General features: G+C 37.0%; 21 protein-coding genes. 4 read left to right on the top strand and 17 right to left on the bottom strand.

The genetic code is table 11. The annotated features are described in order from the left end of the window. Window positions 1-45 precede the first annotated feature (45 nt). The 5 genes from BN999_RS10275 to BN999_RS10255 all read right to left on the bottom strand — a co-directional run bounded on the left by BN999_RS10275 (window position 46) and on the right by BN999_RS10255 (window position 2,437). Window positions 46-564: a DinB family protein gene (locus tag BN999_RS10275; protein WP_096271282.1), complete on the bottom strand. Its 519-nt coding sequence runs from the start codon at window positions 562-564 to the stop codon at window positions 46-48. Window positions 565-707: 143 nt separating this feature from the next. Beyond that, window positions 708-1,340, bottom strand: a complete 633-nt coding sequence (locus BN999_RS10270; RefSeq protein WP_096271281.1) for a hypothetical protein — start codon at window positions 1,338-1,340, stop codon at window positions 708-710. 1 nt (window position 1,341) lies between these two features. Beyond that, window positions 1,342-1,767: a permease prefix domain 1-containing protein gene (locus tag BN999_RS10265; RefSeq protein ID WP_096271280.1), complete on the bottom strand. Its 426-nt coding sequence runs from the start codon at window positions 1,765-1,767 to the stop codon at window positions 1,342-1,344. Next, complete coding sequence (locus tag BN999_RS10260) at window positions 1,764-2,093, bottom strand: PadR family transcriptional regulator (RefSeq protein WP_096271279.1); 330 nt, start codon at window positions 2,091-2,093, stop codon at window positions 1,764-1,766. The genes BN999_RS10265 and BN999_RS10260 overlap by 4 nt, the downstream gene beginning before the upstream one ends. Window positions 2,094-2,305: 212 nt before the next feature. Further along, entirely contained in the window at window positions 2,306-2,437 is a 132-nt protein-coding gene (locus tag BN999_RS10255; RefSeq protein ID WP_084287909.1) for a YuzL family protein, read from the bottom strand. Window positions 2,438-2,567: 130 nt separating this feature from the next. Between BN999_RS10255 and BN999_RS10250 the strand changes: the two genes are divergently transcribed. Beyond that, the gene (locus BN999_RS10250; RefSeq protein WP_096271278.1) at window positions 2,568-2,870 is read left to right on the top strand and encodes an EthD family reductase; all 303 of its coding nucleotides are present in this window, start codon (window positions 2,568-2,570) and stop codon (window positions 2,868-2,870) included. Between the two features lie 76 nt (window positions 2,871-2,946). Here BN999_RS10250 and BN999_RS10245 read toward each other — a convergent pair whose 3' ends face one another. The 5 genes from BN999_RS10245 to BN999_RS10225 form a co-directional block, all read right to left on the bottom strand. Beyond that, window positions 2,947-3,423, bottom strand: coding sequence for a GNAT family N-acetyltransferase (locus BN999_RS10245; RefSeq protein WP_096271277.1), 477 nt, complete (start codon window positions 3,421-3,423; stop codon window positions 2,947-2,949). A 67-nt stretch (window positions 3,424-3,490) separates the two neighbouring features. Next, complete coding sequence (locus BN999_RS10240) at window positions 3,491-5,356, bottom strand: PTS fructose transporter subunit IIABC (protein WP_096271276.1); 1,866 nt, start codon at window positions 5,354-5,356, stop codon at window positions 3,491-3,493. Between the two features lie 26 nt (window positions 5,357-5,382). Further along, window positions 5,383-6,300, bottom strand: coding sequence for a 1-phosphofructokinase (gene pfkB / locus BN999_RS10235; RefSeq protein ID WP_096271275.1), 918 nt, complete (start codon window positions 6,298-6,300; stop codon window positions 5,383-5,385). Beyond that, a complete protein-coding gene (locus BN999_RS10230) occupies window positions 6,300-7,046 on the bottom strand; it encodes a DeoR/GlpR family DNA-binding transcription regulator (protein ID WP_096271274.1) in 747 nt (248 codons plus the stop codon). Before BN999_RS10230 ends, pfkB begins: the two co-directional genes overlap by 1 nt. 248 nt (window positions 7,047-7,294) lie before the next feature. Beyond that, a complete protein-coding gene (locus BN999_RS10225; RefSeq protein ID WP_096271273.1) occupies window positions 7,295-10,483 on the bottom strand; it encodes a DEAD/DEAH box helicase in 3,189 nt (1,062 codons plus the stop codon). A gap of 285 nt (window positions 10,484-10,768) precedes the next feature. Between BN999_RS10225 and BN999_RS10220 the strand changes: the two genes are divergently transcribed. Next, window positions 10,769-11,701 (top strand): DUF4349 domain-containing protein, encoded by a 933-nt coding sequence (locus tag BN999_RS10220; RefSeq protein WP_096271272.1) that lies wholly within the window; start codon window positions 10,769-10,771, stop codon window positions 11,699-11,701. A 192-nt stretch (window positions 11,702-11,893) separates the two neighbouring features. Here BN999_RS10220 and BN999_RS10215 read toward each other — a convergent pair whose 3' ends face one another. From BN999_RS10215 to BN999_RS10195, 5 genes are read right to left on the bottom strand one after another with little or no spacing between them, the layout of a single operon-like run. Further along, the gene (locus BN999_RS10215) at window positions 11,894-12,412 is read right to left on the bottom strand and encodes a GNAT family N-acetyltransferase (protein ID WP_096271271.1); all 519 of its coding nucleotides are present in this window, start codon (window positions 12,410-12,412) and stop codon (window positions 11,894-11,896) included. 24 nt (window positions 12,413-12,436) lie between these two features. After that, window positions 12,437-12,688, bottom strand: a complete 252-nt coding sequence (locus tag BN999_RS10210; RefSeq protein WP_255247442.1) for a hypothetical protein — start codon at window positions 12,686-12,688, stop codon at window positions 12,437-12,439. Between the two features lie 12 nt (window positions 12,689-12,700). Continuing rightward, window positions 12,701-12,925 (bottom strand): hypothetical protein, encoded by a 225-nt coding sequence (locus BN999_RS10205; RefSeq protein WP_096271270.1) that lies wholly within the window; start codon window positions 12,923-12,925, stop codon window positions 12,701-12,703. A gap of 38 nt (window positions 12,926-12,963) precedes the next feature. Continuing rightward, window positions 12,964-13,257, bottom strand: a complete 294-nt coding sequence (locus tag BN999_RS10200) for a hypothetical protein (RefSeq protein WP_096271269.1) — start codon at window positions 13,255-13,257, stop codon at window positions 12,964-12,966. A gap of 27 nt (window positions 13,258-13,284) precedes the next feature. Continuing rightward, window positions 13,285-13,668: a hypothetical protein gene (locus BN999_RS10195; RefSeq protein ID WP_096271268.1), complete on the bottom strand. Its 384-nt coding sequence runs from the start codon at window positions 13,666-13,668 to the stop codon at window positions 13,285-13,287. A gap of 171 nt (window positions 13,669-13,839) precedes the next feature. Here BN999_RS10195 and BN999_RS10190 point away from each other — a divergent pair, with 171 nt between their 5' ends. Further along, window positions 13,840-14,502: a VC0807 family protein gene (locus tag BN999_RS10190; RefSeq protein ID WP_096271267.1), complete on the top strand. Its 663-nt coding sequence runs from the start codon at window positions 13,840-13,842 to the stop codon at window positions 14,500-14,502. Between the two features lie 91 nt (window positions 14,503-14,593). On the opposite strand, the gene BN999_RS10185 is transcribed toward BN999_RS10190, so the two are convergent. Beyond that, window positions 14,594-14,890, bottom strand: coding sequence for an RNA polymerase alpha subunit C-terminal domain-containing protein (locus tag BN999_RS10185; protein WP_096271266.1), 297 nt, complete (start codon window positions 14,888-14,890; stop codon window positions 14,594-14,596). A gap of 387 nt (window positions 14,891-15,277) precedes the next feature. Between BN999_RS10185 and BN999_RS10180 the strand changes: the two genes are divergently transcribed. After that, on the top strand, window positions 15,278-16,678 hold the full coding sequence (locus tag BN999_RS10180; protein ID WP_096271265.1) for a purine-cytosine permease family protein: 1,401 nt from the start codon (window positions 15,278-15,280) through the stop codon (window positions 16,676-16,678). 90 nt (window positions 16,679-16,768) lie between these two features. On the opposite strand, the gene BN999_RS10175 is transcribed toward BN999_RS10180, so the two are convergent. Then, window positions 16,769-21,019, bottom strand: a complete 4,251-nt coding sequence (locus BN999_RS10175) for a S8 family peptidase (RefSeq protein WP_096271342.1) — start codon at window positions 21,017-21,019, stop codon at window positions 16,769-16,771. Between the last annotated feature and the right edge of the window lie 381 nt (window positions 21,020-21,400).

The raw sequence follows: 21,400 nt of genomic DNA, 5'->3' as shown, positions 1-21,400 counted from the left end.
CCCGATTTTTGTCGAATGCTTCCAAACACAAGTAGTAGCTTGCACCTATTGTAAGATTCCTAAATAGGACATCCAAGGTCCAACATCACGTTTATATCGTTTTGCCATAACGCGAACAATTTGAGCGATATGGGTTAAGTCATGAACTGTCCAAGTCGAGAGTAATTGCTTAAGCTTCACTTCGCCAAATTCGGGATGGATACCTGTTAATTCAAGATCGGAATTAGAATTAATAAGATTTCTTATTTTTTCTAAACTTTCCACCCTTACTGTTTGGAATTCCGCTAGTTTCTCTTCTATTGTCCTCTCTAGTTTATTAAGATGGGAAAATCGATCATATGGTGGAAATCGGATATCTCTTTCAGCAAGCAAAATAGCTTCCACTCTAGGTATCCAATCTGTTTTATCTCCTTCAATTAAATGATCCATTACCTGGGAAGGATTCCAAGTATCCTCCCCCTCATTACACTGAAGCCAATTAATAGATAAACCAGAAAGAAAATATTCCAATGTTTTTGGTGTTCTTTCCAAAATCTCAATAGCTTCATTAAGTTCAAAGTTCATTCTTGTATCCACCTTTGTAAAAAAGTTATTACTAAATAATATTAAACATTAATAAGGTTTTAGAATTATTTTCTGAACAACGTATACTTTTCTTAGTGATCATGAATATAAACATAAGAGTACCTCAGTATAGAACAATCCATTCAGATGACTTTCCGATAATGAAAATAATACATACTCAAAGGCCACCATAATACAGCAAAGATTGGATAAATAGCCCAGATAGTATTCGGTGAATAGAAAACATTAATACTAATAAAAAACAAACTAATGAATAGTGAGGCGGTAACAGAAAAGGCAAAGAAGGATTGTCTCTTGATGTGATAAAAGGTCAGTGGCCACCATAGAATAACAAATGCCGGGAAAATAGCCCACGGATTTGATGGAGCTAAATAAATATTTAAGAGAACATAATACAGAATAAATATAGTACTAATGAAACTGGCTACAAACATATTAGCATTCCGTTTACCTAGAATGGCTATAATTGGCCAAAGAATAATAGGTGCAACAACATATAACACCCATGGATATTCTGGTGTTTTTATATAATTCTCCGTAATTAATAGGACGGTTACAATGAAACAACTGACCATCGAAAAGAGGACATGCTTCTTTTCAAAGATGCAGTAAAGACCAAGCGGAAGTAATAACAATAAAACACTAGGATAAATAAACCAAGGATACTCCTCGCTTGTAATAAAGTTAACCACCATTAAAAATAGGATGGTCATGATAGATCCAGTTGCAACAAAACCCCATTGATACTTTTTCATGTTACTCCCCCCTTTTTACTTTTAACCAACGATAATACATCGATAGGGGCCACCAGAGCACAGCAAATGTTGGATATACAAACCAGATTACCTGAGGAGAATAGTAAAAGTTAATAAAGGTAAACAAGCCAATAATCAACAAGCTACCCCAGATCGAATACTCTAAACTTAATTTTCTATTTTTCAAGATGGTTGGGTCATTATTAGATACTTCTGTAACTACTCCAAGTTCACTTTTTAATTCATCAATATCCCCAAATTCAACGATAGCTTTATTAATCGCATCTTCTTCTTCTTTTCCCTGCTCTATTAAATCCCAGACCTTCTCTTCCAAGTTCTGTAGCACTTCTTGCATAACTACCTCTTTCCGGTCACTATCTGGAATGTCCTTAAATAAATGATGTACATGCTGAGTTAACTTTTTCAATCCAATCCCTCCATAAATATATCGATTACATCCTTCAGCTCTTTCCATTCTTCAATCGTCTCTTTAAAGTAAGCTTTACCTAGTGTTGTAATACGGTAATACTTCCTTTTACCACCCTTAGATTCACTTCCAAAATAGGATTCAATTAATTCCTTTTTCTCCAATCGTTGAAAAACGGCATACAGCGTGGCTTCTTTTATCTCAAATCGCTGATTAGTACGATGGGCAATCTCCTTTGAAATATCATAGCCGTAACGATCCTTTTCTAAGATTAACCGCAAAATAATGGAATCTAAATGTCCACGAATAATATCACTTCTTATCAAATTACTGCTCCTTTCCACAAAGTACTTTGTCACATAGAGTTCTATCTGATAGAGTAATTATATGATAATGTACTCTACCTGTCAAAGTAATTTTTATGTATTTGCAAAAAATTTACAAAAACCATATAACTCATCTAGGAATTAATATTGAAAAGAAAAAAACAGGTGCAATAAATCCTCCAGTGCACCTGTTTTTCATATTGACTATAGTCTTAAGTACGCTTTTTCTTCTTCCTTGAAGAATCAACCATTTTTCTTCCCGTTTCTCTATTTGTAGTACCTTGACCTTCAATTTCTGGTGAACTTAATCCATTAGTTAACGGATTTGCTTTTCGTTTTGACATGCTACTCACCTCCAGTAATAGTATTTCAGAAAATAATATTGTTATGTTTGAATTGAACGTTTATTAATTGGAATAAATTTACTGAAACGTAATATATTCTACTACTGGTTACTTGAGAGGAGATAAGATTATGGCAAAAATGGTTATTATGTATGAGGAACCAAAGGATAAGGAAGGATTTGATGAGCATTATTTTAATGTTCATGTACCACTAGGAAGGAAGATACCAAATTTAATAAATGACTCGGTACATCGTGTTGTTGATTCACAGAATACGGACTTAAACTTGTATCTCATCACAATATTAGAATTTGAAAATATTGAAAAGCTACAAGAAGCATTTGCAAGTCCAGAAGCAAAAGCGTCTGAAGAAGATTTCTCTAATTTTTCTCAGTTCTTGAATAAGCCACCGATCATAACGATTATTGATTAGCACTTACATATTCGGATTTTTTGCCTTCAAATCACAGCAAAAGATCCGAATAATGTATTCTGCTAAGACAAGCTTATTAGCGGCTAGAACGATACACATACATTTCTGTTTGCCATTCTTCTATCCACTGTACATAGACAAAGCCTAATTTTACTAATAAGTTTTTTGAAGGAATATTTTCAGATTCAGTCATCGCGACAATCCGATAATTAGGATACTGAGTCCTTAGCCTCAGCAATAATTCCTCTAATACCTCTGTCACATAACCTTTCCTAGCATGTTTAGGATCAATACTATAACCCATGGAAATGCTCTTATCTTGAATTCTTATAAATAGATCTCCTAATAGTGTATCGGAAGTTTTATCTGCAAAAGCTAGTTGAGTCCCATTTTCCAAGTTTAGGGGAACTAATAAAGCATTTCTATATTCTTCTTTGGTCTTATTTTTAAAGCTCTGAAACTTCATCCACTCGTCATTGTTTCGATAGGTCATGAAAGAGTCTAAATCCTTCTCTTCAAAGCTTCTAATCCTACATCGTTTTGTTTCAAACATTACATCACTTCACTTTTTATACATTTAACAACCCATTCGACAAAATTCGGGGAGTGCCAGGCACTCCCTACTGGACTGGTTTCCTCCATACTCCTAGTAATAGTGCTGATATAACAGCTCCGATTGCTAGGGATAGGAGGAAGTATATGGCGTTTTCTGCTAGTGGGATAACAAATATACCGCCGTGTGGTGCTGGGATGGCTGTGTTAAAGAATTGTGTTAAGCCACCGGCTATTGCAGCACCAATTACTGAAGATCCAATTACGCGTAACGGATCAGCAGCAGCGAAAGGAATGGCTCCTTCTGTAATAAAAGAAAGTCCCATTACATAGTTAGTCACGCCTGATTTACGTTCTTCCTCAGAGAATTTACGTTTAAAGAACGTGCTTGCTAATGCAATCGCCAGTGGTGGCACCATACCGCCAGCCATCACCGCAGCCATTAAGCTTCCATCGCCAGTATCCGTGAAAATTCCGATAGAAAACGCATAGGCGGCTTTATTAAATGGTCCACCCATATCAATTGCCATCATTCCTCCAAGAATGACACCTAAGATTACCGCATTACCTGTTCCAAGGTTTTGAAGGAAATCAACCATTGCTGTATTAATCGTTGCAAAGATAGGACCAAATACAAAGTACATTAATATTCCAGTAAAGAATAAACCAAGTACCGGGTATAGTAATATTGGTTTTAACCCCTCAAGAGACTTAGGTAAACCACGTAGAACCTTTCTTAATAGAAGCACAACATAACCAGCTAAGAACCCGGCAACTAGTCCGCCTAAGAATCCTGCATTACTATTAACAGCAATTAATCCACCGACCATACCTGGCATCAATCCTGGACGATCTGCAATACTTAATGCAATAAATCCAGCAAATATTGGGATTAAGAAATTAAAAGCATTTCCACCAATCTCATTTAGGAAAATAAATGTTTCACTATCACTACCTAATACGCTTTCAAATAAGAAAGAAAGTGCAAGTAGTATTCCACCACCAACAACAAAAGGAAGCATATGGGATATACCGTTCATCAAATCTTTATAGATTCTACCCCAAATAGAGTTAGCTTTATCTTCCATATCATCTGCCTTTTGTTCATTACCATCACTGTGTAAAATAGGAGCATCTTGCTTTACCGCTTTGGTAATCAATTCTTCCGACTTTTTAATGCCGTCTGCAACAGGCCGTTGAATCACATGTTTTCCGTTAAAACGAGCCAAATCCACTTTTTTACTTGCTGCGATGATTACAGCATTAGCACGATTAATCTCCTCTTCGGTTAACGTGTTTTTCGCTCCTTCTGACCCTTGTGTTTCTACACGGATATCGACATTCATTTCCTTGGCTTTTTTCTTTAATGCATCTTCTGCCATGTACGTATGGGCAATACCAGTTGGACAAGCAGTAATAGCAACAACAAATGGTTTACCTCCCACTTGTTGTTCATCTTTGGAATCTTCTTTTTCTACTTGCTCTTGTTCCTCAGCAAATAAAGCTTGGACTTCCTCTGGAGTTGTTGCATCTTTTAATTGATCTACGAATTCTTTTTCGATTAGCTGTCTAGAAAGTGCTGCTAACGTTTCTAAATGGGTGTTATTCCCTCCCTCAGGTACAGCAATCATGAAAAATAGATATGCTGGTTGTCCATCAAGGGATTCGTATTCTACCCCTTTTTTACTTTTTGCAAAAAGAACAGTTGGTTCTTTCACTGCCTTATTTTTTGCATGTGGCATTGCAATTCCATCACCAAGACCAGTAGAAGTTTGTGCCTCACGTTTTAAAATAGCATCCTTAAATTCAGCAACATCCGTAAGTATGCCACTTCTATTTAAGCTTTCAATCATCTCATCGATTGCAGCTTCTTTTTCAGTTGCCTGCAAATCAAGTATCATGATGTCCTTTCTTAGTAAATCTGTAATTTTCATCCGTACCATCCTTTATATTTAAGGCATTATGACCTTATTTCTTTAACTTCAACTTGATTAAGTAGAGAAAGAATATCCTCTTTCTTCGCTAAGTCATCTGAGAATGCGGTTGCACTTCCTGAAGCAATTCCCATTTTAAAAGCTTTTACAGGATCTTTTGATTGAATAATTTCCCCTGTAAAACCTGCAATCATCGAATCTCCTGCACCAACTGAATTCTTAACTGTACCTTTAGGGTTATAGCCTTGATAGGTTCCATTCTTCGTCAATAATAAAGCACCTTCACCGGCCATAGAGACAATAACATGCTCCGCACCCAGTTCTAATAACTCATTGCCGTAAGTAAGAACATCATCTTTATCATTTATAGGAACCTGAAATAATTCTGCCAATTCTTCTTTATTTGGTTTAACAAGTAAAGGATTATAAGGAAGTGCTGCCATTAAATCCTTACCCGTTGTATCTATAATGAAAGAAGCTTGCTGATTAGTAATTATTTGGATAAGTTTTTCGTAGTAATCTTCAGGAAGGCTTGGTGGCTTGCTTCCAGATAATATCACCGTGTCTTCTGGAGTTAAATTCTTAAACTTCTGTATGAGTTGATTGGCTTCTTCCTGAGTAATTGTAGGACCTTGGCCATTTATTTCCGTCTCTTCATCAGATTTTAGTTTAATATTGATTCTCGTATCTTGTTCGATGGAGATGAAATCCGTAGGCACTCCATCTTTTCTTAACCAGTCAGATATAAAATCACCAGTAAATCCACCCAGAAAGCCTAATGCACATGTCTCCATACCAAGTTCCGTTAATATTCTAGAAACATTTATGCCTTTACCACCTGGTAATTTGAGGTCTCTATCCATTTTATTTAACTTCCCAAGATTAACCTGAGAAACGCTCACCACATAATCAATAGAGGGATTAAGTGTTACCGTATAAATCATTACTTAGCCTCCAAAATTGTTGTATTTTCTCTATATGATGTTAAATCTAAATCACCAAGATTTGTGATTATGGATACATCGTCTATGTCACATACTCTTACAAAATTAACCTTATTCCATTTCGATTGATCAGCAACAATATAACTATTAGCAGACTGCTCTATAGCTAATTTTTTGATCGCTGCTTCCTCAGGATCTGGAGTTGTACAACCAAATTCCTGGTCAATCCCATTTATTCCAATAAAAGCTTTATCAAATCGATACGATTCTAAATTACGAAGACTAGTCGAACCAATCATTGCTTTCGTTGATGCTTTTATGTTACCGCCTAAAAGGATTGTGTTGATATGATAATCCGAAAGTAAAGAGGCATGCTGTATACCATTTGTTACTACTGTAATGTTCCCAACCTGTATAAAATCTATCATTGCAAGAGTAGTTGTACCTGCATCTAAATAAATCACTTCATTTTCCTCTATTAGAGATGCAGCAAACTTTCCAATAATTTGTTTCTCTTGAATGTTTTTGGATGATTTTTCTTGCGTAGTTAATTCTTCATCTAACTGGTAAATCCTCTTTGCACCACCATGGATTCGCTTTAGATAACCTTCTTTCTCAAGTTGGTCTAAATCTCTCCTAATCGTAGACTCAGAGCAATTTAATATGTTCATTAAGTCTTGTGTTTTGACAATCCCAGACTTATGAAGTAGGTTTTGAATAACGGCGTGCCTTTCATCAGTTAACATTTCCAAACACCTCCCAAGACGGTATTTTACCACCAAATTCATTCAAAAACAATCAAATCTAATCAGTTTATTAAAGGATATTACTTAGAAACTCCTCCAAAATTCACATATTTGTTAGATTCCCACTTATTATTACCACAAAATAAAAAGCCTATAGAGGTCATAACTCCCCTATAAGCCAATGCATTCGAATAAACTTATATTTAATTATCTTCATCATAGGTTTCTAAATAAATTGATCCTACCGTTTAACTCAACAGATCCTGAATATCTTCCTCTGTTAGGGTACCCATTTGTACATCCTTTGGGTCGATTACTTCTTCTATTAAATGCCTCTTCTTATTCTGTAATAGATTCATCTTCTCTTCGATGGTCCCTTTAGCGACAAGTTTGATCACTTGAACAGTCTGTTTTTGTCCCATTCGGTGGGCACGGTCAGCCGCTTGTTCTTCGACTGCCGGATTCCACCAACTATCATAGAAAATAACGGTATCTGCACCTGTTAGATTTAGCCCTGTCCCACCAGCTTTTAACGAAATGAGAAAGATATCTCGTTCTCCTGCATTGAACCGATTGCACATTTGCACTCTTTCCTCAGATGGGGTTTGTCCATCTAAATAAAAATGAGATATCCCACTACCAGTTAGTTCATGGCCAATCATATGAAGCATCTTGGTGAATTGGGAAAAAATCAACACCCTACGTCCGGCGTTTCTTCCTTCGTCGACAATCCGAAGCAATTGTTCAAACTTTGCTGAGGAACCTTCATAGCCGTCAACAAATAAGGCTGGATGACAACAGATTTGGCGTAGTCGAGTTAATCCTGCTAGTATTTTAATTTTATTCTTCCTAAAGGTTTCCTTATCTAAATGCCTTAGTGTTTTATGTCGTAGTTTAGCCAAGTAACTAGCATAGAGTTTTTTCTGTTCTGGTAACATGTCGATAGCATCGATTACTTCCTTTTTCTCTGGTAATTCACCCAGTACATCTTCCTTTACTCTGCGTAGCATAAATGGACGTATTCTACGGGATATCTGTTTATTTGTTAATTCACTGTACTCTCTTAACCCTAAGAAAAGCTCTGGAAAAACAACATGGAAAATCGACCAGAGTTCTTCTAGATTGTTTTCCATTGGTGTTCCGGTTAAGGCAAAACGATGTGTTGCCTTTAATTTTTTCACAACACGAGCCGTCTGGGTAAGTGCATTTTTAAATACTTGTGCTTCATCAAAGAAAACGACGTGAAATTCTTGTTCCATATACCACTTGATATCACTTCGAAGTAATGGATAACTTGTAATTAACACATCTAGCTCGTTAAGTTCCGATTGTAGTGATACTCGTTCCGCTTTATTCCCATCCATAATGACGGTCTGAATTTCTGGTGCAAACTTCAGGAGTTCACTTTGCCAATTGTATGTCACAGATGACGGGCATACGATCAATGCCTTTTTTCCCGATTCCCGAATGACAGGAAGCTCAGATAATATAAATGCAATACTTTGAACTGTTTTTCCAAGCCCCATATCATCTGCTAGAATTCCTCCGAATCCATAACTTGCGAGTGTCTTCATCCATGTAAAGCCGTCTTTTTGATAATTACGCAACACTTCCGCTAACTGGGATGGCACTTCAAATTGTAATTGTTCCGGGTGTTGTAGTTTTCCTAGGAATTCTCGAAAAGAAGCTTCCATGGAAACAGCATCACTATCCTCAAAGTAATTCAGGAGACGAAGCCCATCTACAATGGGAACTGAAAATGTCTTTTCCCATTCATCCTCAAGGCCTGGAACAGTCTGTAAGAATCGCTTTATTTCATCCATCTCTCTGGTTTCTAATGAGAATAATGTTCCATCACGTAATCGGTAGTATTTTCGCTTTTCTTCTAGTGCTGCTAACACTTCTTTAATCTCCGCTTCTGGAATTCCATCAATGGTAAAGGTGAATTCTAGAAAGTGATTCTTCTCCCGGTAATGCCTCACCTTTATCTTAGGTATGGTTGTCTTGGGTAAAATGCGCATCCTTACTGCAGTTGTTGCATAAACTTGAACCAACTTTTGTAACTTGGGTAATTCATGGTGTAAGAAATTATATTCGATTTCTTCATTTTGAATATAATAGCCACTCTCTGTTTGGTTAAACTGGCTATCCACCATCAGCTGAAGTATTTCTTCTTCCTTCTCCATATCACGGATAATCATGGAGCCTACCTTTGGTTGTCTATGATCTAGTGGATTAATCACTACATTTTCATAATGAAATTCTAAACCTGCCAGTAGTCGATTTTTCAATCGATCTAGATATAGCTTTGCCTTCAATGGGGTTTTTTGTAATTCAGCCGTAATCTCTCCTGATAGATGGACCTCTCCCATTTTTCTTAACTGCGGCATGAGCTTCTCCATGTAGTATTTCAAACCATGTTTTGGTATTGGGATTTCATTTGTTTTAGAATGATCTAGCATTCGTTTCAGTTCATAAAGACGTTCTGCTTCTCCCCTTTTGACAGGGACAACCTTCCCACCAGCAAGTACTGTGTCATAGTCTTTTAGAATGACCATGCTAGATAACCCTCCAATAATTAACCGATATCCATGTTCCTCATTACCAGAAAATTGGAATGTTAGTGGTAGGGGTTCATCTGATAATGTAAACCCATGAAAATGTTTTCCTGCATATTGTAAGGCCACTTGTGGTGCAAGTGCCAACAAAGGCTCCAGTCTCTTCCACGAGGATGCTGGAACTGGTAAGGTCTCATTTTCTCGTTGGTAGTTCATCTTTGCTCGTTGATATAATTTTTCATCATCCATGATATGAATTAATTGCTGTATAACCGCATCTATCTCTTCATCAAAACAATGCTTGGTTGGGTCATAGGTTAAGTTATCAGAGAGGACATACTTTTGACCTTCTCTTATCTGTTCAAGGAATTCACGAATATTTGTCAATTGCTTCGAGGCGATGAGCATTCCAATACCAAACCGATTATTATCATCATCATCAGGGATTACTTTACTGACTATAGTCGTTTTTAAGACCGTTCTATCTTCAAAATGGCGCCTATATCCACTAGTGGGAATTGGGGTAGAATTGAATAATTCTAATAACCCTTCCGAAAGTCCTTCCCCATGTTGAGGAACAAAAGTATCATCTATCTGATCTTGCTGATGATGTTGCCATGCAATTAATACGGCAGCAATATGTTGGCAATCCTTCTGTATGGAAGAAAGGGATGGGCAACTACAAGACGCTATGAAGCCATTTGTGCTTTTCTTGATTTCAACTTGAAAATCCTCTATCCCCTGAACTGTGGCATGTAAAGTATCTGGAGTAACCTCATCAATCATAACCTTCCCACTATGATAAAAGGCGTCCCCTCTTTTAAAGGAGACAGCCCCACAGCGTTCTTTGATGTTTTTTTGATTTAGTTTGATTTGCATGAGATCTCCTCCTTTTACCGAACTTTTCTCTACTTACTCAATTTATCATGAAGACTAAAATCACGCCAGTACATAAGTTGTTTTAGACATCTTCCATAATTTTAAAAGTACTTCATGCATATTATTTAGAACAGGTATCAGATATTACTACCGTTTTAGATTACTTTCTAACAGATTAGAAACTGTTCCTTTCATACTATTTAAAAGAGTTTTGCAACATTAATTCGTTTCATTGCGTCCTATTAGAAAGAGAGAAAAATAATCTATATATAAAGGGGTGCCAAGATGAAAAAATCCATATTATTGATTTTAGTTGGGCTTTCTATTTCCATTCTATTAGCTGCATGTAGTAGCAGCTCAGAAAGTGGTGATGCAGCAACTGAACAAGCTGCGGATTATGATAGAAGTGATGAAAAGTCTGTTGATTACAGTCTGTCAAATTCAGATGTAGGTGAAAGTGCTGATGAAGAATCAGATGCACCACAAGAAGACACTTCAAAAAACAACTCAGATCGTGCAGTAGACCGAAAAATAATCTATACTGCTAATCTTTCTATTGAGGTTAAAGAATTTCAACCTTCGTTTAATCATATACAATCGAAAGTGACAGACTACGGTGGTTATATTGTGGAATCGAATATGAATAGAAGTGAAGGAGATTCCATGGCAAGTGGGTATATCACTGTACGGATTCCCCAAGATCAATTCCGGGAATTTATTCAGCTAGTAGAAGATGGTAGTAGTAAAGTATTAGAAAGTTCCATCTCAGGTCAGGACGTAACGGAAGAATATGTTGACTTAGAATCTCGTCTGAAATCAAAACGTGTCGTCGAAGAACGACTGCTCGCCTTCATGGAAAAAGCAGAAAAGACGGAAGATCTATTAACTATTTCCAATGATTTGGCTACTGTACAACAAGATATTGAAGAAGTACTAGGGCGAATGAAGTACTTAGAAAATAGGACGGATCTTGCAACGGTTACAATTCACATTCAGGAAAACAATGTGACTCTCTCAACTATTAATAATGAGGATTTAAATACATGGGAGCAAACAAAGCAACAATTCGTGAAGAGTATTAATATGCTTCTATCCTTTTTATCTAGCCTTTTTATTTTCCTAGTTGGAAACTTACCAGTTCTTTTATTATTGGGGATTGTGGGGGCCGTGACCTATTTATATATAAGGAAAAAAAGGGTAACTAGTTCGAAAGACTAAATTTAGTTTTACAGTTAAAGAGACAGAATTACCACCCAAATCTCGGGGTAGTAATTCTGTCTCTTTATTATTTCTACTAAAAACAGAGAGCTATTTCTCATTTGTAGAAGAACAAATAAAGGAAACCATTTCTTTTGCTGCATATGAAACATACTTCTATCAACATGTTAATTCCGGAACTAATCTTCTATCTCAAGATAATACTTTAGTCATTATTAGATCCGTTTGTTCTTCATCACCCATATAGAAAGCATGGGCCCCTGTTTGTACAAATCCAGTATTTTTGTAAAATGCAATGGCTCTTTCATTCTTTTCCCATACACCTAGCCATATTTTCTTTTTATGTTCTTCCATCGCAATGTTATTCGCTTTGTTTAGCAATAGTTTCCCAAGTCCTTGATTCTGGAATTTTCTCCTTACATAAATTCGTTCAATTTCAAGTGAGTCATTGTCCATTTCTTCAGATTGGGCATCATTGACATTTATCTTTAAGTATCCAGCCACTTCATCATTTACACAAACAAAAAAGAATCTTGAAGAAGGATTGGTTAATTCCCGTTCCAATTGTTCCTCACTAAATGCTCTTTCCAAATATGCCTGCATATTTTCGGGAGTATTCTGTTCTTTGAAAGTATCATGAAATGTTTCATAACTTATTTCCTTCAAGGTTCGTAAATCTTCAACGTCACACCTTCTAAGTATATGTGTCATAATAAATCTCCGACTCCTCTCCCCTTAGTCAATAGCCTTCTTCTTTTCTATGTATTCCTTATATGCTGCTTCAACTCTATCTTCTTTTGGAGATAGAGTTGAAAGTCTACTTTGAATATCATGAAGTAAGTACAATCCTCTGAAAATACAACCCGCTACAATCCCAAAAGCAATGATACCACCTATAACGGGTCCGCCAATCATCAATAGGATGAAACCTAACAATATACTTAAAATGATAGATATTAATAAATAGATAATATCTCTCCTCTCCAACCAACATTAAGTTTAGCCCATATTAACAGTGAAACACCACACTACAAGAAAAATACTTATGATGCCCCATACCGTGGTCCCCATAATCCACCAAATTACCGGTTTAGCGGCGTCTTTCGTAACTTCCTTATTACTTTTTATGTAGGCAACCTTTCGTTCCATACTTTTTTTCATCGAAGCAAGAACACCAAATCCAATCACGATAAACCCAAGTGTTATCCATAATAACATATCCACATTATCCCGCTCCCTAAGCTTTATTAGAAATATACTTACTAGTCTTCACCAATAAACATAATACCAACAAAGGATATGACGAATGCCAACACAATTAAAGACAGCACAATTGGCCCTATCATCTTCATATATCCTTCTTCCTTTTTATAAAAAGCCAACATGGTAAATATCAAAGCTAATATTCCGGCAATGATTGCAGAGTAAAATAAAAACATTAGTAAAGGAACTATGATTCCTTCTGGTGTGTCTGGTGCAACGATATAACTAGCAGCCAAAGCTATTCCACAATATAAACTTAATATTGCAGACCACTTACTAAGTGTTCCGTTCATATACTACACTCCCATCTTAACTTCCTATTATTTATCCATAATTATTAGATCGTCAGAAGGGGTTAAGTACTTATTCTCCCCGATTGTTAGATTTACTCCCTGATGTTCTACTTCAACATATTGAATAACCTTTTCCTTGTCCTTGAAAACCAATAAATAAATATCGTCTCTCCAGGCGAGATTACTTTGATCATTGAAATTTGCACCTAATTGTTTTTCCATTTCTTCTTGTGACGTATAAGGACTAAATAGAAATGCCTTTTCCCAATCGAAAGACGTCCATGATGAAAGATTAATTTCACTATTGCTTTTATCTTCTACAATTGATTGCAACGATTTTCCTAAGTCTACATTGTGATTCGCATTACTACATCCTGCTATTACAAGTAATAAAATGATAAATACACCCATTACTTTCTTGATAACAAATCTCTCCTTTCATCAAAAAGTCCCTTTTATACTTCTATATAGCAACTCTAAATTTCCCTCATCGTATTGTCTTCTTCCTTGATATCGTATATTTCTATTGTATAATAAATTTTAAGTATTCAGTTTTATTCTCTCTAAAAAAAGGTGATTTGAATGAAGAAGAAGCTTATTCTACTTGATATGATATGTTATATCGCACTTCCATTGTTAATTTGGAATTATGGAAGGGAACTATTAGGTGATTATCCAGCAATGCTTATATCTACTATCCCTGGCTTTATATATACCGTTTACCGCTTCGTAATGGAGAGGCAATTTAATATTGCTGGGTTATTTATTATTGGGTCATTATTTATAAGTACAACGGTTAAAATACTATCGGGATCGGCCGAACAAATGCTATGGAATGGTATTTATCTAGGGTTGTTCTATGTCTTCATACATCTGATAGCATTGATATTCAGACGTCCATTAGCACTATACTTTGCGGTTGATTTTGTGTATTTACAAGGGTGGCCAAGAAACCAAAGCACTCCTGTTTTTTATACGAAAGGAATTTTTATGTGGTTTCAAATTATCCAAATACTGTTTATTGTACGCGGCCTGTTTGTAGCTGGCTTGAAGATGTGGTTGCTGCAAAAATATGGTGTGGACGGTTATAATCAAATGCTTATATACAGGCAAATATGCGAATGGGTTTTTGGGCTTGCCATCACAGGTTTGTTCATCTACACGAATGTCCCAATAAACAAATACTTTGAACAAAAGCAGAAGGATGATGAGATAGAATCAGACCTTAATCAGTCATCCATTTAACTACCACTATACCAATAGAATATACCGTAGCCCCAGAAGTTTAAGCAGATTTCTAACTTCATGGGGTTTATTCTGGTAAAAAACAGGACAATCAGTTATTATTCTTAAACAATAACCCTTCTTCTTCTAATGAAGCTCTCATAACAGGTAGAGAGGCTGGACCAATGCCATGAATCTGTAGGATTTCTTTTTCCGAATACATTGCAAGCTTTTGTACGGTATCGATTCCTTCATGGAGTAAAGCATTTCTAGCAGGTGAACTAAGTTTTGAAAGAAATCCATTTTTAGGTTTATTCTCTTTGTCACACGTAGGACAACTCTTACAATCACTACTTTTGTAATACTGATGTCCCTTTTCACAGACTCTTAAACTCTTTTCTGCAGCCAAAATAATCCCTCCTACTCGTTCATTATACATGTATTTTGCGGCTTTTTTAATTAATTATCGCTTCCGTATCACCTTTACGTCCTACTAAATTACGAAAAATCTATTGGTTGGGGAAACTGCTCGTTCCTTTTCTTCATCCGAAATGGATTAAAACTGAGCAATATTCCTATTAAGTGACATTTACTGCGATAAACCAAGCTATTTGGTATTAATTATACATAATAGGTCTTTATAATCATTTATCAGTGTATAGCATGTTTGCATTAAGCAAAAAGTATTGATAAAGTTAATTAGTCACTGTCTGTTTAAAGAAAATAGTCAGTAAGTTTTCGTTATATTTTTATAGGTTCATCATGTGAATCATTACACAAAAGGAGTTGGTTTATTTTGGATTCTACTAATATAACGAGTGATCACACTACCGAACGTAAAGGTGATGATTATTCATTAGGCAGAGTACCAAGAGACAGAAGAAATATGGGATGGCTTAGTATAACAAACATTACCTTTGGAATTGCAACGGCTATTTTTTACTTCCAAATGGGAAGTGTCATGGCACTTCAATTTGGTGCGATAAACGCCATTATATCTGCCGTCTATGCCATTATCGTCGCTGGAATATTAGGTACGTTCATTGCCTATCTATCTGCGAAGTCTGGGATGAATGTAAATCTTATGTCTAGAGGTGGTGGATTTGGTTACATCGGGGCTTCACTTACTTCGTTTATTTACGCAACAAACTTTATCATGTATTGTGCACTGGAAGGTATGATTTTAGTTGCAGCAGTTCATGAATTTTTCCCCGTCATTCCTGAATGGGCTTTAATTCTCTTCTTCGGAACAATTGTAATTCCTCTTAATTGGTTTGGAATTAAACAGTTAGACAAACTACAAAAATGGTCTCTTCCACTATTTTTCGTGTTCCTAATCGCAGCCATTACGATGGCAGTACTGACACCATCTGAATATGACGGAGTATTTTGGTCTTATATGCCAGAAGGAGTTCAAGTTGGTGGTACCGCATTATTATTCTGTATCGGTATGCAACACGGAATTATGGGGTTAACCCCACTACTTGCATCTGATTATGCTCGCTACCTAAAACCAAAAGATAGGAAAATTGGTATTTTTGCTATAGGGTTTATTCCACAAATCTTCTGTTTTGGGGTAATGGGTGGACTTGGAATTTGGTTTTGTGTTCGTTTAGGCGAACCAAATCCTGGAGTTTACATTGTATTACTTCTTGGAATTTGGGGAGTATTATTTACGATGCTAACTCAGGTAAGAATCAATATTACCAATATTTATAGTGGTTCACTATCACTAGCTAATTTCTTTGAAAATGTCGTTAAATTTAAACCAGGAAGACGTTTTTGGGTAGTAGTAACCGGAATTTCTGCCATTATTTTAATGCTTGGTGGTATTGTCGATCACCTAGAACTGGCCATGACATTTCAGGGTGTATTCTTAATGACATGGGCTACTATCTTAGTAGTAGATGCTACTATTGTGAAGAAAGTCTTGAAAATCGGGCCTGGATATTACGAATCCAGACAAAAAAATCTCTTTAGATGGAATCCTGTTGGAGTAGTATCTCTTCTTATTGCCTGTACAATAGGTACAATTGCTGCATTAGGATTTATGGGAGAATTTTTACAAAGTACGGCTGCATTCTTTTCTTCTCTATTAGCTGCTCTACTAACAGTTATTCTTGCAATTAAAACTAAAGGGAAATATTATGTTCGTAATTTAGCAAGTGATGTTGATAAGGATGATTACATCGCATAATAGAAAAGCTCTCTACTATTTTTTAGTAGAGAGCTTTTTCTACTTTAGGAGATAATGAAGGATGAAATAGAAATCATCTTTCGTTCCTAATTACTCCACATTAATAAACAACTTACCTTCTGCCTTTTTCCTTGCTTCATTTCCGAAGTCATCTACCACTTTTACTTCAATAACGGCACCTTCAGCGTGAGATTTACTCGTTGCTGTCCAATACCCCACATAATGTCCATCAGACACTTCCATGATCGGCATTTCTGTCGCATTGGCTGTTATATTTGTTAGTGGCATGTGGATGACGTAGGTTGCTTTTAATCCAGGCTCACTATCAAATTCTATCTTCACTGTTTGGCCAGTATTAATATATTTATCCTCTGTAGGAGTTAAATTCTCAATTTCTGGTGCAGTGAAGTCCACATCGATAGTTAAAGATTCCGTTGTTGTGTTTCCTGCTAAATCAGCTGCAACCACTTCAATTGTATTTTCACCCTCATCAAGCAGGATACGTTTAGAGTAATTTCCATCCGTAACAGCTGCTTTTTGACCGTTAACTTCGACAAAGTCGAGATTAGTATCCGCTACCGTTCCTTCAACGGTTACTGTTTCTCTGACTAATTTATCCCCATCAACTGGATTAGTGATCGTTAAGTCTGGTGCTTCAGTATCAAGGGTTACGGTTACTGATTCGGATTCCCCTGTTGGTGTACCATCAAGTAAAGAAACAACAGTAAATTCATTTTCACCTTCCACTAATTCTGTTGGAATTGCAAATTCACCATTATCTCCAACTTCTAAAGACCCAACTTCTTCACCATTATTAAGCAATTGAACCGTTGTTGTTGGTGAAGCAGTTCCTTCAACTGTAACTTCAGACTCATTCGTGATGAAGCCATCGGTAGGTGAAGTAATCACAGGCACTTCCACCTCATAGCTAACACGGGCGCGAATCATATAGTTACCTTCTGCAGCAGGTGATGCTGACCATGCACCTCCAACATATTGATAACTGCGTTCTGCATTCGGACCACTCTCATCTGTAGCTAATCCAGGTACATTTGGATTTGCCCCTGTCTGAATGTAAACCATATAGAAGTCACCATCGACTTGAATTGCATGCTCTGATAAGTCAACAACTGTCCACTCATCCAAGCTTCTTGTTGCTTCTGCATCGATTGGACCTGCTAACTTTTTACCAGGCATTCCATCTGGACCAGATGCATCCCAAACTTCAACCGCAAACTCTGTTCCACCTGGGATAGGCCAGTCGGTGCCATGAAATTGGAAGACACCGTCGGTTACGATAGCTTGCTCTTCACCCTCTGGTAAGGACATCTTTACAGCCCAACCATTACCTGCATCATAAAATGCACGAGCATTCTCTGCCGTTCCGTCATCATATCCAATTTCTCCACCTGGTACCGTATAGAATGGTTCCAATGTAATATCTACAGTTCTATCTCCGTCACCAAGATCAACTTCTACCTCTGTACCATGGTAACCAGTGGCAATAACTTTTAATGTGTAGCTTCCTTCATAAGCTGTTAGTGAAAAGTCTCCTTCAGCATCCGTTGTTGTTGGTTCCACATTAGCATCTTCCACAAGTATTACAGTTGCCCCTTCAACAGGCTCCCCTGTTGCCTCATCGACAATTGAACCATTTACTGTGTATTGATTCATTTCTTCTAATGTGAAATTAGCTTCAGTCTCACCATCTGCTTCAATCGTTACTGTTTGTTCTAATGGATGGAATCCATATGCTTCTGCCACTAACGTAAAGTCGCCAGCTGCATGAAGTAATGAATAGGTTCCATCTGCAGGGTTGGTTTTAACGGATTGACCAGATTCTATCACACTAACTGTTGCTTCTAAAGGTAGTGTTGAAACATTAGCTTCCGTTTTCTTGTTCTCTTTTTGAGACTCCATTTTCCTTGGTACAGAATGCTTTGTCTCTAATTTTTCACTCGATTGTTTTTTTCCAATTTGATTCTTGTTACTATCTGCTGAATCATTAAGTAGAGATGTATCCGATAACTTAACATCATCTAGATACCAACCTGCCTCATTTACAACCGCTGAACTTGTAAAATGGAAACCGATGTAAACACGCTCGCCTGCATATTGAGATAATTGGAATTCACTGTCTTCCCAATCTGCAGTATCGCCATCAACTACTGCAAGTTGTTCCCAATTCTCTTGGTCTGTAGAGATAACTACGTAACCAAAGTCATATCCAGCATTAATTTCATGCCAGTGTTTAAACTGAAGATAAGAATCTCCATCTGGTAAATCAATTGGAGGCATTACTAGCATCATATCGCTACTGCTACTATAGTCTCCAGAAAGATTCGTAGCATAAACCTTTTCACCTGAGAAAGCTCCATCCGGACCATACGTAGGAACTCCCCACTCCCATGTATTGTTTGTTCCATAGGAAGTCCAGCCAATTGGTGCGGTTTCAAAGTCAGTACTATAACCAACTGTGATTCCAGAGTTTACCGCTATTTCATAACTATCGGTTGTAATATCATTGTTCCCGTAGTCCTGAATTACCCAACGATAGGATACGGATGGTTCTGCAACCACATCACCTGGAATAGTTACTAGGTATTCACCATCACGGAAGTTACCATCTACTCTTTCTGCTTCAAGTGATTGCCATTCATCTGCATCTGATTGACGGTATTGTAATTCTACACTAGAGATGCTGACATTATCTTGAACGCTAATTTCAAGTGGAAGATCCATTCCAGCATACGTCTCAGTTGGTGCTACATGCTCATATGTAGGCGCTTCAGTATCTTCCCCCTCTTTTCCAACCTGTCCATCAACCCTGCCTAATCCTGTTACTAATGCTGAAACGGCACTATATGCATCCACTAAACCATATCCGAATCCATTATTAGGAGACTCCGGATATTCACCATTTGTTAGTGGTATTGCCGTATCAAGTAGCATTTGTTCCAATTCGTCCACACTTAGACTCGAATTGGCTTGAATCATCAACGCCACAACTCCAGACACTGCTGGACCTGCCATTGAGGTACCATTCCAACCACCTTCATATCCTCCACCTGGTACAGTAGAACGAATATTTACACCTGGTGCAGATATATCTGGCTTTATTTCATCATATGGAGATGGTCCTTCTAATGAAAAACTAGCTAAACCATCATTTATATCTGTTGCACCCGTTGCAAATGATTCCGGATAATTTGCTGGTGTAGCAATTGATCCAGGTCCACCTGGGTTGAAGAGTGTAGTATTCCCCGCTGAGAACTCTGGGAAGATTTCCGCTGCTCGCCAAGCAATAACTACATCACGGTACCATTCATCAAGACCTGGTCCACCACCCCAAGAGTTGTTCACAACATCAGGAGCTTTTGTAGCATCTCCACCTGGTGCTAAAATCCATTGTGCAGCAGCTAAAAGGTCAGCATCTGTACCACCAGCTGCAGTAAATGCCTTAACTGCAATATATTTCGCTCCCGGAGCAACACCTACTTGGTTTGAACCATCTGGTTCACTACCGACCATTGTTCCCGTTACGTGTGTACCATGACCCTGATCATCATATGGTTCCGTTTGACCAGCTGTAGCATCAAACCAGCTATACGTGTGATCCACTTCATCAGTAGCAGAATCATATCCACGGTATTTTTCCTTTAGCCCAGGGTGATCCCAATCAACCCCTGTATCGATACTTGCTACTACAGTACCAGTTCCATCAATCCCCATATTCCAAACGGCAGGAGCACCAACACGTTCCACATTCCACTCCACATTTGTAATTTCAGATTGAGGAGCTTCCGCATCCTTAGAAACTGTTGTAAACAATTCACGAGTTTCATTTGGTAGAATTTTTTCAACCTCTGCAAAAGAAGCAATCTTTTCAGCTACGTCCTTTGTTGCGGTAACTGCCATCCCATTGACAATGTGATAGGTTTCGAAACTTTCTACATTTCCACTTTTAACTTCTTTTTCTAAAAAACTTTTTACGTTTTGTTGAGAAGATAAAGCGGTTGCTTTTAACTCTGCAATTACTGCTGAACGTTGGATATGTTCTTGTTTTTGTTTTGAAATATTTGCTTGAGTGGTATTTTTCTTCGTTTCAGCAGCTATTTTTTCAACATCTGCTTTTTCGTTAAATTTCACTAGAAACGTCACTTTTTCATCATCTTTAAACTTATCTAGTAAACGATCACTAACTTTTTCTTTAGCTATTTTATTAGAGTCATTTACTGCTGTGTGTATTTTATTGCTCGCTTGTGTATTACTTGATTCAGCAGACGCAACTCCTGGTGCAAGTAAAGAGAATGTCATCAAAATGGAAGCAGCAATACTCATTGCCTTCACTTGCCGTATCTTCTTTAATCTCAAATCAGTTCCTCCCCTCAAATGGTAAAGCTAATACCTGGTAATACACCACTACCCTCCCTTCTATATGGAAATAAATCTGCAGTATACTGAATTTTTACTGCTAACTTTAGTCTAAAAGATTGCTATCCGAGATATTGTCGAATTTAATCACATTTATTCAGAATTTTCCAAATTGATAGGTTAGTAGTATCTTTCATGTTTTAGTTCATGTATGGATAGTCCTAAACTTAAATCCTATTATTGGGTAGAACTGACAGAATAGGGTTTGAGCGTGAATACTTTTTACTAGAAAGCATTATAATTCTTAAAAACGAATAAAATGTCCTAGTTTAGTACAAATTGTAAATT

The organism is Paucisalibacillus globulus (genome assembly GCF_900184735.1).
GTDB classification, from domain to species: Bacteria; Bacillota; Bacilli; order Bacillales; family Amphibacillaceae; genus Ornithinibacillus; species Ornithinibacillus globulus_B.
This window is presented reverse-complemented; position numbering and strand designations above follow the sequence as displayed.

Excerpts from the sequence above, each read along its gene's own strand:
- BN999_RS10275 (WP_096271282.1), bottom strand. The coding sequence starts at position 564 with ATGAACTTTGAACTTAATGAAGCTATTGAGATTTTGGAAAGAACACCA.
- BN999_RS10270 (WP_096271281.1), bottom strand. The coding sequence starts at position 1,340 with ATGAAAAAGTATCAATGGGGTTTTGTTGCAACTGGATCTATCATGACC.
- BN999_RS10255 (WP_084287909.1), bottom strand. The coding sequence starts at position 2,437 with ATGTCAAAACGAAAAGCAAATCCGTTAACTAATGGATTAAGTTCACCA.
- BN999_RS10250 (WP_096271278.1), top strand. The coding sequence starts at position 2,568 with ATGGCAAAAATGGTTATTATGTATGAGGAACCAAAGGATAAGGAAGGA.
- BN999_RS10245 (WP_096271277.1), bottom strand. The coding sequence starts at position 3,423 with ATGTTTGAAACAAAACGATGTAGGATTAGAAGCTTTGAAGAGAAGGAT.
- BN999_RS10240 (WP_096271276.1), bottom strand. The coding sequence starts at position 5,356 with ATGAAAATTACAGATTTACTAAGAAAGGACATCATGATACTTGATTTG.
- pfkB (WP_096271275.1), bottom strand. The coding sequence starts at position 6,300 with ATGATTTATACGGTAACACTTAATCCCTCTATTGATTATGTGGTGAGC.
- BN999_RS10230 (WP_096271274.1), bottom strand. The coding sequence starts at position 7,046 with ATGTTAACTGATGAAAGGCACGCCGTTATTCAAAACCTACTTCATAAG.
- BN999_RS10225 (WP_096271273.1), bottom strand. The coding sequence starts at position 10,483 with ATGCAAATCAAACTAAATCAAAAAAACATCAAAGAACGCTGTGGGGCT.
- BN999_RS10220 (WP_096271272.1), top strand. The coding sequence starts at position 10,769 with ATGAAAAAATCCATATTATTGATTTTAGTTGGGCTTTCTATTTCCATT.
- BN999_RS10215 (WP_096271271.1), bottom strand. The coding sequence starts at position 12,412 with ATGACACATATACTTAGAAGGTGTGACGTTGAAGATTTACGAACCTTG.
- BN999_RS10200 (WP_096271269.1), bottom strand. The coding sequence starts at position 13,257 with ATGAACGGAACACTTAGTAAGTGGTCTGCAATATTAAGTTTATATTGT.
- BN999_RS10195 (WP_096271268.1), bottom strand. The coding sequence starts at position 13,668 with ATGGGTGTATTTATCATTTTATTACTTGTAATAGCAGGATGTAGTAAT.
- BN999_RS10190 (WP_096271267.1), top strand. The coding sequence starts at position 13,840 with ATGAAGAAGAAGCTTATTCTACTTGATATGATATGTTATATCGCACTT.
- BN999_RS10175 (WP_096271342.1), bottom strand. The coding sequence starts at position 21,019 with ATGAGTATTGCTGCTTCCATTTTGATGACATTCTCTTTACTTGCACCA.